Origin of the sequence: Streptomyces sp. NPDC052052 (genome assembly GCF_040680455.1) — a bacterium.
GTDB lineage: Bacteria > Actinomycetota > Actinomycetes > Streptomycetales > Streptomycetaceae > Streptomyces.
Genome location: NZ_JBFAWU010000001.1, coordinates 250,567 through 266,983 on the forward strand (window position 1 = coordinate 250,567; position 16,417 = coordinate 266,983).

Sequence of the window (16,417 nt, forward strand, 5' to 3'; positions counted from 1 at the left end):
ATGGTGTCAGACGGCGAACTGGGTTTATCAGTAAGCGAGTTCGATTTCTTCATCAGCTATTCCCCGGCCGATGAACCGTGGGCCTCATGGATAGCGTGGTCCCTGGAGGACGCCGGATACCGCACCGTCCTCCAGGCGTGGGACTTCGTGCCCGGCACCAATTTCATCGACTACATGGACCGCGGAGTGAGCGAGTCCACCGCCGTCATCGCCGTGCTCTCCCGCCACTACGAACGATCCACCTACGGCCGCATGGAATGGCAGGCCGCACTCCGCGCCGCCCCGGAGGAACCCGAGCGGCGGCTGCTGACCGTACGCGTCGACGACATCCCCATCGAAGGTCTCCTCGCCACCCTCACCTATGTCGACCTGGTCGGCATCGCCGACGCGGACACCGCGCGCTCCCTGCTGCTGAACCGGGTGGGACAGGCGATGGAAGGGCACGCCCGGCCGGCCCGCCGCCCCGGCTACCCCGGCACCGGACCGTCCGGCGGCGGTGCACCGCTCCCGGACCGCGGCCCGTACCCCGAGGACCCCGACCGCGCACCCGGCCGCAGACCCGGCGGCCCCGGCTGGGCGGGCCGGCGCAGGCCCGCCCGCGCCCCCGGATACCCGCCCGCCACCGGCCCGGGGGCCACCCGTGACACCATCACCGTCCTCCACCTCGCCGGCCCCGGCTTCGGGCGCGGCCGGGAACCCGACACCCTCAGCAGGCAGCTGCGCGGCGACATCGTCGAACTCCGGGACGCCGGGGCGCCCGCACCCGATCTGCTGATCGTCACCGGTGACCTCACCGCGTCCGGCAGCCCCCGCGAATGCGACCAGGCCCTCAGCTTCCTGACCGCGATCCGCTCGCAGCACGACCTGCCGCCGCAGCGGGTCATGGTGGTGCCCGGCGCACAGGACGTGAACCAGGCCGCCTGCCGCGGCTACTTCCACACCTGCGAGGCGGACGAGGTCGCCCCGCAGCCCCCCTACTGGCCCAAGTGGCGCCACTACACCCGGCTCTTCCGCAGCTTCTACCACGGGCTGGACACCGTCTTCGACAGCGATCAGCCCTGGACCCTGTTCCCGGTGCCCGAACTCGGCACCGTGGTCGCCGGATTCAACTCCTCCATGGCCTTCAGCCACCGCCCCGACGACCAGTACGGCTCCATCGGCCGCGACCAGGCCGCCTGGTTCGCCGAGGCCCTGCGCGGATACGAGGAGGAGGGCTGGCTGCGGATCGGAGCCGTATGCCACCCGCTCACCGACCTGCACCAACGCGCCGACGCCGCCGGCGGTCCCGGCGCACTGCGGGACGCGGACGCCCTCACCCGGCTCGCCGGCCCCCGGCTCAACCTGCTGCTGCACGGACCCACCGGCGGCCCCCGCACCACCGGGGGCGAACCCAGCCACACCACGGTCGCGGCCGGACCCGGCCGGCTCCCGGTCCTCGGCGCGGCAGCCCCGGCCCGCTTCCAGCTCCTGCGGATCGCCGCGGACGGCATCACCCGCTGGGACGACCGCACCACCGCGGCGGCCCCCACCCAGCTGCCCGGCGAGTGGCGCCGGACCGGCCGGGTCTTCCCGGTCCCCGGCCCGGCCGCCACCCCGGCCACACCCGACTTCGACCGGCCGGCCACCGACGAGACCGTCGACTCCCTCACCGAACGCGTCAAGGAGATCTGCCTGGCCCGCAGGGACGGCGTACGGCTGCGCGACATCCCCCGCCGCGACCCCGCCGACATGGCCCAGATCATGGCCACCTGGCAGGAGGACGGAGTCGTGCGCCAACAGCGCATCGCCGTTCACCCGGGCGTTCCCACCGAGGCCGAACTCGACCGGTTCACCGTCCAGGTGCACGCCACCGGAGCGGCGGCCGACGCCGTACTCGTGCACGCCGGGGACGCCCCCGACCGGGCCCTGCGCGACCGCGCCGCCACCCGCGGAGTCCGCATCCGGCTGCGCAGCTTCGTCGAATTCCAGGGACTGCTGGATCTGCGCGGCTACGTGGCCGCCCAGACCGCCCGGCTGAACAGCAGCGAACAGTACCCGCCCGCCCGCTACCTCCCGCAGCGCTACCGCGACGCCGACCGACCCGAAGGCGCCGAACACACCGGACTCGTCGAGGACCTCATCGACCTGCTCGAGAGCGACCACGGCCGATTCCTGCTGCTCCTCGGCGACTTCGGCCACGGCAAGACCTTCGCCCTGCGCGAACTGGCCCGGCGCATCCCCGAACAGCTGCCCCACCTCACCCCGCTGCTCATCCCGCTCAACACCCTCGACCGGGCCCACAGCCTCGAAGGGCTCGTCGCCGCCCACCTCGCGGGCCACGACGTCGACACCATCGACCTGCGCGCGCTGCGCTACATGCTCGCCCAGGGCCGCGTCGTCCTGCTCTTCGACGGCTTCGACGAACTCGTCAACCGGGTCAGCTACGAGCGTGCCGCCGACCACCTCCAGGTCCTCCTCGACGCCGCCGTCGACCGGGCGAAGATCGTCGTCAGCAGCCGCACCCAGCACTTCAAGTCCCACGACCAGATCCTGACCGCACTCGGCGAGCGCGTCGGACTGCTGCCCCAACGCCGCATCCTCGCCGTCGAGGGGTTCACACCCGACCAGGTCCGCTCCTACCTCGTACGCACCTACGGCGACGCATACCTGGCCGAACAGCGGTTCCAGCTGCTGCGCAACATCCCCGACCTGCTCACCCTGTGCGGCAACCCCCGGCTGCTCTCCTTCGCCGCGGCCCTCAGCCCGGACCGCCTGCGCGCGGTCGCCGGAGCGGGCCGAGCCCTCAGCCCCGCCCGGCTCTACGAGGACGTCTTCACCTCCTGGATCGACTACGAGGAACGACGCGGCCAGGGCGGCGCGGGCGCCGCACCCGGGCTCGGCGCCGCCGCGCTGTGGTCCTCCGTCACCGCGCTGGCCCTGCGCCTGTGGGAGTCCGGCCGCACCGCGTTGCGCCTCGACGAACTGACCGAGACCGTGGCGGCCACCCTCGGCGGACTCACCGGCCCCGTACCGGCCGCCACCACGCTCTCCACCGCCGAACAGGCCCAGGCGGTCGGCGCCGGCAGCCTGTTGGTCCGCAGCGACGACGGCGTGTTCCAGTTCATCCACGGCTCGGTGCTCGAATGGCTGGTCGCCCGGCAGGCCGCGAGCCAGCTCGACGAGGGCCAGGACGCGCTCCTGTCCGTCCGTCCGCTCAGCCAGCTCGCCGTCGAATTCCTCTGCGACCTCGCCGACCACGAGACCTGCGCCCGCTGGGTCCGCGAGACCCTCGCCCCGGACGGCCCCGCCGTCGGCGAAGCCGCCCGCCGCAACGCCCTGCGGATCGGCGACCGGCTCCGGATCCCCGCCAACGCCGACCTGCGCGGCGCCCGGCTGGCCGGCGAGGACCTCTCGTACCGGGACTTCTCCGGCGCGGACCTCTCCGGCGCGGACCTGACCGACGCCCGGCTCACCGGAGCCGATCTCTCCGGTGCGGCGCTCCGGGACAGCAGGCTCGCCGGCGCCCGGCTCGACCACGCCGACCTCTCCGGCGCGGACCTCACCGGCGCCGACCTCACCGGCAGCCGGCTCACCCGAACCGACCTCACCGGCGCCGAACTCACCGGAAGCCGGTGGCACCGGGCCGCGCTGATCGCCCCGGTCCTGGACGAAACCGTGCGCGGGGCCCCCGAGCTCCGGGCCGCGGCCATCGCCCCCGGCATGCCGGTCGAGGCCGGATACCGGCCATCGGCCGTCGGCGTCCCCTACGGATTCGACATGCGGACCAGCCGGCTCCCCGAACCCATCGCCTACAGCCCCGACGGGGAACTCCTCGCCGTCGGCAGCGAGGACGGCGGCGTACTGATCTGCGGCGCGGACACCGGCCGGGCCCTGCGCACGCTCCAGGGCCACTCCGGGCGCGTATACGCCGTGAAGTTCGCCGGTGACACCATCGCGACGGGCGGATCCGACGGCACCGTGCGCCTGTGGGACCCGGTCTCCGGGGCCTGCCGCCACCGTCTCGACATCCATCCCGAAGGAGTGTGGCCGCTCGCACTCGACCGGGAGGGCACCCTGGTCGCCACCGGGGACTGCGAAGGCCTGGTCACCGTCTGGTCCGTGGCCACCGGGCAGCCCCTGCACCGGCTTCCCGGTCACACCGCCCCCGTCTACACGGCCGTGTACTCACCCGACGGGCGCACCCTGATCACCGGGGACGCCGGGGCCGGGGTCCGCCGCTGGAACCTGTCCGACGGCTCCGTCGACGGGGAACTCCCCGGCCACCGAGGCGCCGTCTACCGGGCCCGGTTCAGCCCCGACGGCACCCTCCTGGCCACCGCCGACCAAGGCGCGGCGGGCGGCGGCACGGTACGGATCTGGCGGGCCGAGGACGGCCGGCTGCTGCACACGTTCACCGGGCACACCGGACGCGTCTACGCACTCGACTTCCACCCCGACGGAACCCTTCTGGTCAGCGGCGACACCGACGGCCAGGTCCGTCTCTGGGACCCGGTCGTCGGTACCCCCGCCGGAACCATGGAACACTGCGCGGGCGCGGTCTACCAGGTGCTCTTCCACGCCTCCGGGAAGCTCCTCACCTCCTGCGACAGCAGCGGTCAGGTCCGCCTCTGGACGGTCTCCGGCAGCCCCCGTACGGGCCGCACCGTCGCCCTGCACGACCGGCAGCCCACCGCACACCGCGGCTCCGCCTGGGCCTGCGCCTTCCGCCCGGGGGACCGGCAGCTCCTCACGGTCGGCAACGACGGCGGTGCCCGGATCTGGGACGCCGACACCGGACAGGGCCGCCGGATCCTTCGCGGGCACGGCCGCCGCGTCACCGGACTCTCCTTCAGCGCCGACGGCACCCAGTTCGCGGCCGCCGGGAACGACGGAACGGTACGGCTCTGGGAGACGCGGACCGGCCGCCGCACGGCCGAGCTCACGGGCCGCGGCAACCGTCTGGTCTCCGCGTTCTTCAGCCCGGCCGAAGCCATCCTGGCCACCGCGAGCAACGACGGCGACATCTACCTCCGCAGCGCGACGGACGGCGCCCACCTGCGCGAACTGGACGCCGAGACCGAACACATCTGGGCCGGGGCGTTCAGCGCCGACGGCACCCTCCTGGCCACCGCCAACGACGACGACACCGTGCGCCTCTGGTACCGCTCGACCGGCGCACCCGTCGCCACCCTGACGGAACACCGGGGCCGGGTCCGCTCCATCGCCTTCTGCACCGGCGCCCGCGGCGAACTCGCCACCGGCTGCGACGACGGCGTCGTACGCCTGTGGCTGCCCGGCACCGGCGAGCTCCTGGCCGAACTGCGCGAGCACACGGACCGGGTGTACGGGGTGGCGTTCGGCCCCGGCGGATCGTGGCTGGCCACGGCCGGCTGGGACGGCCGCGCGGTCGTCTGGCGCGACGGCGTCCCGGAACTGCGGCTGACCGGACACAGCGGCAAACTCTGGGCCGTCGCGGCACACCCGGTACGCCCCCTGCTCGCCACGGCGGGCGACGACCGCACGATCGGACTGTGGCACGCGGAGACCGGTGAGCAGTTGGCGGCGCTCGGCGGCCACGCCGGACGGATCCTCTCCCTCGCGATCAGCCCCGACGGGCACACGCTCGCGAGCGCGGGCGAGGACGGCACCGTACGCCTGTGGACGCTTCCCGACGACCGCACGGTGCCCGAACCCATGGCCACCCTGATCGGGCTGCCGGGCGGCTGGGCGACGCTCACCCCGGCCGGCGGCTACAAGTACGACGGAGACGTGGCCGGTGAGTTCTGGCATGTGGTCGGCATGTCCCGGTTCGCCCCCGGGGAGCTGGATCCGTATCTGCCGGGGGTGAACCGCCTGGCGCTGGGCGAAGCCCTCTGAGAGGCCCGGCCGCGGCGATGCTCACGCACCGCCCGTCAGCGCGGACGTCTTGAGCACCACCAGCAGCACCAGCACGGCGAGCAGCACCACACCCACGGCCGCCTGAAACGCCGTACGCCGCCTCGCCGGGGCGTACGCGTACGCAACCGTGACGGCGGCGCCCGTCAGCAGCCCGCCCAAGTGGCCCTGCCACGAGGTGAATCCGGCCGAGATCAGCATCCAGATCAGGAACCCGGCCATGAACCGGTTCACCGCCTGCATGTCACGACCCAGGCGCCGGTTGATGACATAGAACGCCGCACCGAGACCGAAGATCGCACCCGAGGCACCCACCGTGGCGGCGGACGGCTCGATCAGATACACCAGGACCGAACCGCCCAGCGCGGACAGCAGATACAGCGCGAGATAACGGACCCGGCCGAGCTGCTCCTCGACGACGCGGCCCAGATTCCACAGCGCGTACATGTTGAACAGGATGTGCAGTACCCCGAACGGCAGCGCACCGAAGGACGATTCACCCGGCGGGAGATGGAGAAAGGCCCCGGTCAGCAGCCGGTACCACTCGCCGCCCACCACACCGATCACGTCGTAGCCGGGGAAGTCCCCGGCCTCGTAGACGTACGTGGCACCGTCCGGGCCGTTCAGGCCCGCGCCGAGCATCGCGAACCGGTCGACGATCCCCGGGCTGACCAACTCACCCAGATACACCAGGATGTTGAGACCCATCAGCACATACGTGACGAACGGCACCGCGCTCCTGGCCACCGCACCGCCGAACACCGTGCGCGCCTGCCGGATCGAGCGCTGCCCCTCCTTCACACACTCCACGCAGTGGTGACCGACGGCGGCCTCACGCATGCAGTCGGGGCAGATGAAGCGTTCGCAGCGCGTGCAGCTCACATACGTCTCGTACGACGGGTGGCGAAAACAGGTGGTGACCGCGGCCTCCACGGCAGGCTCCTTCACGGTGGGCGGACACGAGCGGCCGGTGGGGACGGCGGCGCCCAAGATAGCGAACGCCGCCGTCCCGGACGGAACCAGGTGCGCCGCGCCCGGTGTTCCGACCCGCGCCCCGGCGGTCCGATCACGCCGCGCCAGGCCCCCGTGCCACGGCGCACGGAACCGGACACGCCCCTACCCGACCCCGGCCAGGGCGGACTCGGCAGACGCCGCGGCGCGTCCTGGGGCGGACCCGTGACGACATGGCCGGGATCCACGACGCACGCCGTCGCGGATCTCGGGTTTCATTGGCCTCATGACATCGGGTTCCTGGAAAGCGTTCCAGTCGGCACAGCCGGTCTTTGCGGGCATCGTCAAGGCCCGCTTCGGGCTGTACAAGCACCATGTCCTGGCGACCCTCCGCAAGGACGGATCACCCCGCCTGAGCGGTCTGGAAGTGAATTTCTCTCTTGGTGAGCTGTGGCTCGGCATGATGCCGGGCTCCCGCAAGGCACTGGACCTGCTGCGCGATCCGCGGTTCGCGGTGCAGGCCAATCCGGGACCGGACGCCGAGATGGTCGACGGCGACGTCCGGATCTCCGGCCGCGCGATGGAGGAGACCGACCCGGAGATCCTGGCCCGCTTCGTCGAGGAGACGAAGCCGCCTGAGCCGTTCCACCTCTTCCGGACGGAGATCGAGGAGGTGGTCCGCACGTCCGTCGAGTCCGAGGAGATGGTGTTGCGGCTGTGGCGGCCCGGAAAGCCGCTGCGCGTGATCCACCGGGCCGCGGACGGCAGTCCACCGTACGAGCCCTGACCGTTCGGCCGCCGAGGACGCCTGCCGGGCCGCCCGTGCCGTTGCCCGCGCGCACGGCGGCCCCGCGGCGTCCGGGAAGGCGTCCGGGAACTGTCCGGCAGGCGGAGAATGAGCGGGTGCCTACCAAGAAGAAGCCCCAGGGGACTCCCTCGCCCGAGCGCCGTCGTGAACTGCTCGCCACCGCCGCCGGCGTGTTCGCCGCACAGGGATACAACGCCACCACCGTCCGCAACATCGCGGACGCGGCCGGGATGCTCGCGGGCAGCCTCTACTACCACTTCGACTCCAAGGAGTCGATGATCGACGAGATCCTCTCGACCTTCCTCACCGAGCTCTGGGAGGGCTACGACGAGGTGCTCGCCGCCGGTCTCGGACCACGGGAGACCATCGAGGCCCTCGTCACCGAGTCCTTCCGGGAGATCGACCGGCACCGTGACGCCGTCGCCATCTACCAGAAGGAGTCCAGGCACCTGGCCGCCCAGCCGCGCTTCCACTACCTCGTGGACTCCCAGCAGAGGTTCGAGAAGGCCTGGCTCGGCACACTGGAGCGCGGCGTCGCCGAACGGATCTTCCGCGCCGACCTCGACATCCGCCTCACCTACCGCTTCGTCCGCGACACCGTCTGGGTCGCGGCGTCCTGGTACCGGCCGGGCGGACGGCACAGCCCCGAGGAGATCGCCCGCCAGTACCTCTCGATGGTCCTGGACGGCATCGCTCTGAACACCTGAGAGAGCGGGCGGCTCCGCACGTCCGGGAGAGCGGGCGGCCACCTCGACCGCATCCGCCCGGCGCAACCGGGTGCGGATATTTTGACGGCCGCTGCCGCACGAGCCGGTCCGGCCGGCGGTCGGGACATCGGATCCGCTCACCGGCCCGCTCCCGCCCGGTCCGGCCGAGGGACCGGGCGGAAAATCTGCCCGGCCGTCGGCGCGGCGTGATCCGCCGCGAGTCGGGAGGACGTGCTACGGTGGCTGGGTTGCAGTTTTGGTACCCATGAACATTATGTGCGCCTGACGGGAATGCTTCGTCAGGCGCATCATTGTTTTCCGGCTTTCTCCGGATGGGGCTCAATGCGGCGACTCGGATTCCGCGAAGTGCGGAACTCCGGCACTGCACCTCTTTTAGGAGAATGACATGGCCACCGGAACCGTGAAGTGGTTCAACTCGGAAAAGGGCTACGGCTTCATCGAGCAGGACGGCGGCGGCGCCGACGTCTTCGCCCACTACTCCAACATCGCCACCCAGGGCTTCCGTGAGCTCCAGGAGGGCCAGAAGGTCTCCTTCGACGTCACGCAGGGCCAGAAGGGCCCGCAGGCGGAGAACATCGTCCCGGCCTGATTTCCGGACGCGTACCTCGCAGCCGGGGCCCGCACCGTGAAGGTGCGGGCCCCGGTTTGTGCTGTCCCCGGGACAGGGCGGAGAAGCGCGCCGTCCCGCAGTGCTTCCCCGCAGTCCCATGCAGTTCCCAGGAATCCCCGGATTCCTCAGGAATCCCCCAGGAGGGCAATTCCGTATGACCCGCTCCGAACGCCAGGACCGGCCCGCCCGCAACCGCCCGCCGAGAGGGCGCGGCACGGCCCCGGCCAAGGCAACCGCCAAGGGTTCCGGCAAGGGATCCGGCAAGGCGTCGCCCCGTCGCAGGGCCACGCCGCCGCAGGGCGAATTCGCCCTGCCCGAAACCATCACCCCCGCGCTGCCCGCCGTCGAGGCGTTCGCCGAGCTGGACATGCCCGCAGCCCTGCTGAAGACCCTTGCCGCGCAGGGCGTCACCGAACCTTTCCCGATCCAGGGCGCCACCCTGCCGAACACGCTCGCCGGCCGGGACGTCCTCGGCCGCGGCCGCACCGGCTCCGGAAAGACCCTCGCTTTCGGGCTCGCGCTGCTGGCCCGCACCAGCGGCCGGCGCGCCGAGCCGCACGCCCCGCTCGCCCTGGTCCTGGTACCGACCCGTGAGCTCGCCCAGCAGGTCACCGACGCACTGACGCCGTACGCGACCTCGGTGAACCTGCGCCTGACCACCGTCGTCGGCGGCATGTCGATCAGCAGGCAGGCCGGCGCGCTGCGGCGGGGCGCCGAGGTCCTCGTCGCCACGCCGGGACGGCTGAAGGACCTCATCGAGCGCGGCGACTGCCGTCTCGACCAGGTTGCCGTGACCGTCCTGGACGAGGCCGACCAGATGGCCGACATGGGCTTCATGCCGCAGGTCGTCGCCCTGCTCAAGCAGGTCGAGCCGGACGGTCAGCGGATGCTCTTCTCCGCGACGCTCGACAAGAACATCGACCGGCTGGTCAGGATGTTCCTGACCGACCCCGTCGTGCACTCGGTCGACCCGTCCGCGGGCGCGGTCACGACGATGGAGCACCATGTGCTGCACGTCGCCGACGAGACCGACAAGAAGGCCGTCGCCACCATGATCGCCGCCCGTGACGGTCGGGTGATCATGTTCGTGGACACCAAGCGGGCCGCCGACCGCTTCGCCAAGCGGCTCCTCGCCAGCGGTGTACGGGCTGCGGCCCTGCACGGCGGACGCTCGCAGCCGCAGCGCAACCGGACGCTGGACCAGTTCAAGAACGGCCAGGTCACCGCCCTCGTCGCGACGAATGTGGCGGCGCGCGGCATCCATGTCGACGACCTCGACCTGGTGGTGAACGTCGACCCGCCGACCGACCACAAGGACTACCTCCACCGCGGTGGGCGCACGGCCCGGGCCGGAGAGTCGGGCAGCGTCGTCACCCTGGTGCTGCCCGAGCAGAAGCGGGAGATGACCCGGCTGATGTCCGATGCGGGCATCGCCCCCCGGACCACCCGGATCACGTCCGGCGACGAGGAGCTCACCCGGATCACCGGGGCCCGTGAACCGTCCGGCGTCGCCGTCGTCATCGAGGTACCGCAGCCGACGCCGCCCAAGCAGCGCACCCGGTCGGCCGGGGCCGCGGCCGGCGGTGCGGGCTCCGGGTCGGGCAGCCGTGGCCGGGGCAGGCGCGGTGGCGCCGCGCAGGGCGGTGGCGGTGAGCGCCGCGGCACGGCGGGCACCTCCGCCCGTGGCGGCAGTTCCGGTTCCGGCGGTGCCCGCGGCGCCGCGCGCGGCACCGGGCGCTCCGGTTCCGGGGCAGGCTCCGGGGCCGGGCGCTCCGGTTCCGGTTCCGGGGCAGGGCGCGGGGGTGCCGCGGGGCGTGGCCGCAGGGTCGCGTAGCCGCAGCTGAGGAAGAACGGTGACCGGATGCCTCCGGTCACCGTTCCGTTTTCCGGCACCGGACGTACCCACGGACTTCTCCGGTACTCAGCGGCGGGACGCGCCGGGACCACCCCGGGCCACGGATCCCGTCGGCCTGGCGGATGGCGGTCCGGCGCGGGGTCGCGGGGCCAGTTGTCTTTGCCGGGGCGCGAGGTGGAGACAGTTGCAGACGAATCGGCTACCTTGCCGCCGAACAGGTGGCAGGTGTGGAAGGCGGCAGCCCGCCTCCGCATCACCGGCAGGGGGCGCGTCATGGCCGCGAGCGGTGACGGACACGGCGGGGCTCCGCGCCGGCCGTGCGGTGATCGCGGCGGATGCCGGGCGAGAAGGACCAGTTCCACGCGTATCCGTCACTCACCCGATCGGAGACCGCAATGACCCGTCAACCGCCCCTCTCCTCCGGTTCCTCTGGTTCTGCTCCACCGGACCCCTTCGCGCCCGCCCGGCTGGGCCCTCTCACGCTCCGCAACCGTGTGATCAAGGCCGCCACCTTCGAAGGGGTGACCCCTCAGGGCCTGGTGACCGACGAGCTGATCGAGTACCACCGCAGGCCCGCGGCCGGCGGCGTGGGGATGACCACCGTGGCGTACTGCGCCGTCGCCCCCGAGGGCCGCACCGAGCGCCGGCAGATCTGGATGCGTCCCGAAGCCGTACCGGGGCTGCGCCGGCTCACCGATGCCGTGCACCGAGAGGGGGCCGCCATCAGCGCCCAGCTCGGTCACGCGGGCCCGGTCGCCGACGCCCGTTCCAACCGGCTTCCGGCCCTTTCTCCCGGCCGGTTCTTCAGCCCGCTCGGGATGCGGATGACCCGGGCGGCCACCGCCGAGGACCTCACCCGGGTGATCGGCGCCCATGCCTCGGCCGCTCGGATCGCCATCGAGTCCGGATTCGACGCGGTCGAGCTGCACTTCGGCCACAACTACCTGGCCAGCTCGTTCCTCAGCCGCCGTCTCAACCGCCGCGACGACGCCTACGGGGGAAGCCTCGCCAACCGTGCGAAGGTCGCCCTCGGTATCGCCCGCGCCGTCCGTGACGAGGTCGGCGACACGATCGCCGTGACCGCCAAGCTCAACATGGACGACGGCGTGCCCGGCGGCTTCGGGATCGACGAGAGCATCCAGGTCGCCCGGATGCTCCAGGACGAAGGCACGGTCGACGCCCTCGAACTGACCGCCGGCAGCTCCCTGCTCAACCCGATGTACCTGTTCCGTGGCGAGGCGCCGCTCCGCGAGTTCGCCGCGGCCTTTCCCCAGCCGATGCGCTTGGGGATCCGCCTCGCCGGAGGCCGGTTCCTGCGTGCGTATCCCTACGAGGAGGCGTTCCTGCTGCCCTCGGCCCGTCGGTTCAGGGAGGCGCTGGACCTTCCGCTGATCCTGCTCGGCGGCATCACCCGCCGGGCGACCATCGAACAGGCCATGGCGGAAGGATTCGGGTACGTGGCGATGGCCCGCGCGCTCCTGCGTGAACCCGACCTGGTGCACCGGATGGCGGGGGAGCCGGACGTGCAGTCGCTCTGCATCCACTGCAACAAGTGCATGCCGACCATCTACCGGGGCACCCACTGCCCGCTCATCGCCACCCCTTCCTGACCGCCCGCCCCACCGCCGGGGGACAGGGACGACGTACCCGGCCGCCGTGTCCCGTTCAGGTGGAGCAGTCCAGGACCGTGCGGCACAGCCCGCACCGGGCCCGCATCCGGCCGCGCACCGGGACGCGGATGCGCTGGTGGCAGGTGGGGCAGGCGAAGGAGACCCGGAGACCCTGCGGCCCGTTCTCGAAGGCGTACGGGGCGTCGGGGCCGGGGGCCGTCCGTGTGCCCGGGTGGTCCGTCGCGTACCGCCGCTCCCTGGCGTAGCGGCGGCGGCCCGCCCAGCCGGCGGCGGCGAGGGGCGGCCGGCGGGTGTCGTCGAGGGCCCGGGCCCGGCCCCTCGTGTACGCCGTGTACGCCTGCGGGCTGGTGAACCAGGGGGAGGGGTCCTCGTCGAAGACGAACGCCCGCTTGGCGAGGACGTATCCGAACTCCTCCGGGGTGAGGTAGCCGAGCTTCTGGCTGGACACGGCGTCCTCACGGAAGGCGTCCAGCAACAGCCATCCCGCGCCCAGGTACGCCGCGGCGGTGTCGGTGAGGATCTCGTTGTCGCGCGTGCCGGGGAACTCCAGGCCGAGGCGGTGCAGCAGCACATGCATGACCTCGTGCGAGAGTGCGGCGCCGATGTCCCTGCGATGGGTGCGGAAGCGGTCGTTGAGTTCGATGAAGTACTCGGGCCCCGCGGCGAGTTCGATTCCGGCGGCGTGTTCCATCGCCCGGAAGGCGACGATCATGCGGGCCTCCGGCAGATGGAGGTGCCGGACCATGGCGGCGGCCACCCGCTGGGCGCCGAGGTGGAGATCCTCCTCGTCGCCGAAGGCGGCGTCGGCGGGGGCGAGGCTCGTGGCGTAACCGCGGATTCCGTCGTACGAAAGCCTCCGGTACAGCGCCGTGATCGCGGAGCGGACGGTGTCGAGATGGGGGAAGCCATGGACGACCGGACCGCCGCCGCTCCGGCCCGGCTCCTGGTTGCTGTACCGCCGGCTGTCCGCCACGACCCCGCCCCCGTCCGAGATGCTCGACCGGTTTCCACTGTAGCCGCGGCCACATAGGCGATCTTGGCTGGAACTCATCCTTGTGAAGGTCATGAACGTGTCTCGATAATCCGAACCACGCCTTTGTCGGGGGCATGACTAGATGGGCCTCGCTGTCCGTGACAGGGCCCCGGAGAAGGGCGCATCCCCACCCCCCTTCCCCCCGAAGAAGGCAGTCCGTTGAAGCAGCTTCTGCAGGCCGTGAAGAGATGCTCCACCGTCGCCGCCGTGGTCCTCGCGGCCGTCAGCCTCCAACCCGCCGGAGCGACCGCGGTCCCCAATCCGATCGTCGGCGGCACCGACGCCGACGAGGCCGAATTCCCCTTCATCGTCCGGCTCTCGATGGGCTGCGACGGCACCCTCTACCGCAAGAACATCGTCCTCACCGCCGCACACTGCGTGGACGGTTACGCGCCGGGCCGCAACACCTCCATCACCGTCACCGCGGGCGTCACCGACCTGGAGTCCCCCGACGCGATCACCCGCACCTCCGCCGTGATCTACCCGGCCCCCGGCTACGACGGCCTCGGCAAGGACTGGGCGCTGATCAAACTCGACAAGCCCGTCAAACTGCCGACCCTCAAGATCGCCACCGACACCAGGTACAACGAGGGCATCTTCACCATCGCCGGCTGGGGCGCCACCACCGAGGACGGCGAACAGCAGCGGTATCTGCAGAAGGCCACCGTGCCGTTCGTCTCCGACGACGCATGCCAGGCCGCGTACAACGGCGACCTCATCCCCGACGAGGAACTCTGCGCCGGAAACATCGACACAGGCGGCGTCGACGCCTGCGACGGCGACTCCGGCGGCCCCCTGTTCCGCAGGGACGACGCCGGGGCCTGGATCCAGGTCGGCATCGTCAGCTGGGGCCAGGGCTGCGCCGAACCGGGCTACCCGGGCGTGTACACCGAGGTCTCCACGTTTGCCGCCGACATCGCCCGCGCGGCGACCCGGCTCTGACCCCGGGCCCCGCCGCGCACGGACGCCGGCCGACGGCCCAGGCCGTCGGCCGGCGGGCGGTTCACCGCCGGACATCCCCGGGGGCGCCGGCCCGGACGGGCGCCCCCGGGCCCAGCTCCGCATACGGCGCGCCCGCCTCCTCCAGCTCCAGCACCCAGACCTCGTTGACGCCCTCCCGCAGCACCGGCCCCGGCACATACAGCGTCCGCTGCGGCCCCACCGACCAGTAGCGCCCCAGACAGAAACCGTTCACCCACACGAACCCCCGTGTCCAGCCCGGCAGTTCGAGCCCCGCGTGCCCCGCGCCCCCCAGGTCTGCGATCTCGAACGTTCCCCGGAACAGCCCGGTGCCCCCGGCCCCTTGGGCCTCCTCGGTACCGGTGAAGACCACCGCGGCCAGGGCGTCCGGCCGCTCGAACGCCTCCAGCCGAAGCGCCTGCGCCCGCACCCCGTGCAGGAACTGACGCTCGTGCAGCACCCCGCCCGTGATGCCCTTGGACTCACCCAGCCGCGGCCCGTAGTTGACACGTCCCAGCGACTCCACCCACAGCTCGATCCGTGCCGGTCCCGCCACCGGCTCGGCCAGGGTGGCGTTCTCCTCGCTCAGCACCCCCGCCCGGACACCGTCCACGTACACCACGGCCCGGTCCCGGAGCCCCGCGACGCCCAGGGCGTACGGCCGGCGCGGGCCCGGAACACCGACCCGGTAGCGCACCAGGCCCCGCTCGACCCCCAGCTCCTCGAACGTCGGCGGAACACCCGACGGCCCCGACTCCTCATCGCCCAGCGCCTCCAGCACGGTGCCCAGCGGTGCCCAGTCCGTCAACTCCGCCCGTACCGGAGCGGAAAGCCCCGCAGGGGCGGACGGCACCTCGGGAAGCGGACCGTCCGCGTACTCGGCGAGCACTGTGCGGAACTGCCAGAACTTCTCCGTGGGGCGGCCGTACTCGTCGATCGGCGCGTCGTAGTCGTACGACGTCACCGTCGGCAGGAACTCCTGGTCCTGCAGCGGACCCGACCGGTTCGCCCCCGCCCACCCGGCGAAGTTCGTCCCCCCGTGCGCCATGTAGACGTTCACCGAGGCGCCGCACTCCAGGATCTCCCGCAGCGCGTCGGCGGCCTGCCCGGGATCCCGCACCTGCTCCTCGGCACCCCAGTGCTCGAACCAGCCGCACCAGAACTCCATACACATCAGCGGCCCCTTCGGCCGATGACGGCGCAGCACCTCGAACGCCTCCCGCGCACCCGACCCGAAGTTGACCGTGGCGAGCAGCCCCGGCACCGCACCACCGGTGAGCATGTGGTCCTCGGGACCGTCGGACGTGAACAGCGGTACGGTCACCCCGTTCCTCCGCAGCAGATCGGCCATCCGCCCGAGATAGACCTGATCGCTGCCGTAACTCCCGTACTCGTTCTCCGCCTGCACCATGATCACCGGACCGCCGTGGCTGATCTGCCGCCGCACCACCTGGGGGAGCAGTACCGTGAACCACCGCTCCACGGCGCCCAGATACTCCTCGTCACGGGTCCGCACACGTCGCCCGAACCGGCCCGTCACCCAGGCGGGCAGGCCACCGTTCTCCCACTCGGCGCAGATGTACGGCCCCGGGCGGACGATCGCCCACAGCCCGGCGCGCCGGGCCGCCTCCAGGAAGCGGCCCAGCGCGGCCACGTCCCCAAACCGGCCCGGCTCGGGCTCATGGAGATTCCACGGCACATACGTCTCGACACAGTTGAGCCCCATGGCACGCAGCATCGAGAGCCGGTGGCCCCACTGCGCCTCATGGACCCGGAAGTAGTGCAGGGCCCCCGACAGCAGCCGCACCGGCTGCCCGTCGAGCCGGAAGTGGTCGTCCCCCACGGTGAAGTCAGCCATCGTGCTCGTACTCTCCTGTGCGTGCGGTCCTCCGGGGCCGCGCCGCTCCGGGCCGCACGGACGGCACCCACCACGCAGCGGGCGGACCCGGGAGGAATGTTGCACCCCA

The 16,417-nt window shown here is 72.1% G+C and carries 10 protein-coding genes; 7 read left to right on the forward strand and 3 right to left on the reverse strand.

Annotation, left to right across the window (positions count from 1 at the left end):
* Nucleotides 1-5,856, forward strand: coding sequence for a TIR domain-containing protein (locus AB0L71_RS01105; RefSeq protein ID WP_365236476.1), 5,856 nt, complete (start codon nt 1-3; stop codon nt 5,854-5,856).
* 21 nt (nt 5,857-5,877) lie between these two features.
* On the opposite strand, the gene AB0L71_RS01110 is transcribed toward AB0L71_RS01105, so the two are convergent.
* A complete protein-coding gene (locus AB0L71_RS01110; protein WP_365236478.1) occupies nt 5,878-6,807 on the reverse strand; it encodes a rhomboid family intramembrane serine protease in 930 nt (309 codons plus the stop codon).
* Nucleotides 6,808-7,111: 304 nt separating this feature from the next.
* On the opposite strand from AB0L71_RS01110, the gene AB0L71_RS01115 reads away from it, so the two are divergent.
* From AB0L71_RS01115 to AB0L71_RS01135, 5 genes are all read left to right on the forward strand, one after another.
* Nucleotides 7,112-7,612: a pyridoxamine 5'-phosphate oxidase family protein gene (locus AB0L71_RS01115; RefSeq protein ID WP_365236480.1), complete on the forward strand. Its 501-nt coding sequence runs from the start codon at nt 7,112-7,114 to the stop codon at nt 7,610-7,612.
* A 116-nt stretch (nt 7,613-7,728) separates the two neighbouring features.
* Nucleotides 7,729-8,340 carry a TetR/AcrR family transcriptional regulator gene (locus AB0L71_RS01120; protein ID WP_365236482.1) on the forward strand — a complete coding sequence of 204 codons (612 nt, stop codon included), beginning with the start codon at nt 7,729-7,731 and terminating at the stop codon, nt 8,338-8,340.
* A 406-nt stretch (nt 8,341-8,746) separates the two neighbouring features.
* Entirely contained in the window at nt 8,747-8,950 is a 204-nt protein-coding gene (locus AB0L71_RS01125) for a cold-shock protein (protein WP_365236484.1), read from the forward strand.
* Nucleotides 8,951-9,125: 175 nt separating this feature from the next.
* On the forward strand, nt 9,126-10,805 hold the full coding sequence (locus tag AB0L71_RS01130) for a DEAD/DEAH box helicase (protein WP_365236486.1): 1,680 nt from the start codon (nt 9,126-9,128) through the stop codon (nt 10,803-10,805).
* A gap of 416 nt (nt 10,806-11,221) precedes the next feature.
* Nucleotides 11,222-12,436, forward strand: a complete 1,215-nt coding sequence (locus AB0L71_RS01135) for an NADH:flavin oxidoreductase (protein WP_365236488.1) — start codon at nt 11,222-11,224, stop codon at nt 12,434-12,436.
* 55 nt (nt 12,437-12,491) lie between these two features.
* On the opposite strand, the gene AB0L71_RS01140 is transcribed toward AB0L71_RS01135, so the two are convergent.
* Nucleotides 12,492-13,430, reverse strand: a complete 939-nt coding sequence (locus AB0L71_RS01140; protein WP_365236490.1) for a hypothetical protein — start codon at nt 13,428-13,430, stop codon at nt 12,492-12,494.
* A 219-nt stretch (nt 13,431-13,649) separates the two neighbouring features.
* On the opposite strand from AB0L71_RS01140, the gene AB0L71_RS01145 reads away from it, so the two are divergent.
* A complete protein-coding gene (locus AB0L71_RS01145; protein ID WP_365236492.1) occupies nt 13,650-14,432 on the forward strand; it encodes a serine protease in 783 nt (260 codons plus the stop codon).
* A 61-nt stretch (nt 14,433-14,493) separates the two neighbouring features.
* Here the strand turns inward: AB0L71_RS01145 and AB0L71_RS01150 are convergent, their stop codons facing one another.
* Nucleotides 14,494-16,308: a beta-galactosidase gene (locus AB0L71_RS01150; RefSeq protein ID WP_365236494.1), complete on the reverse strand. Its 1,815-nt coding sequence runs from the start codon at nt 16,306-16,308 to the stop codon at nt 14,494-14,496.
* Nucleotides 16,309-16,417: the final 109 nt, after the last annotated feature.

Bases quoted from the DNA above. Each gene is read 5' to 3' on its own strand.
- AB0L71_RS01105 (WP_365236476.1), top strand. From the start codon at position 1: ATGGTGTCAGACGGCGAACTGGGTTTATCAGTAAGCGAGTTCGATTTC.
- AB0L71_RS01115 (WP_365236480.1), top strand. From the start codon at position 7,112: ATGACATCGGGTTCCTGGAAAGCGTTCCAGTCGGCACAGCCGGTCTTT.
- AB0L71_RS01125 (WP_365236484.1), top strand. From the start codon at position 8,747: ATGGCCACCGGAACCGTGAAGTGGTTCAACTCGGAAAAGGGCTACGGC.
- AB0L71_RS01130 (WP_365236486.1), top strand. From the start codon at position 9,126: ATGACCCGCTCCGAACGCCAGGACCGGCCCGCCCGCAACCGCCCGCCG.
- AB0L71_RS01135 (WP_365236488.1), top strand. From the start codon at position 11,222: ATGACCCGTCAACCGCCCCTCTCCTCCGGTTCCTCTGGTTCTGCTCCA.
- AB0L71_RS01150 (WP_365236494.1), bottom strand. From the start codon at position 16,308: ATGGCTGACTTCACCGTGGGGGACGACCACTTCCGGCTCGACGGGCAG.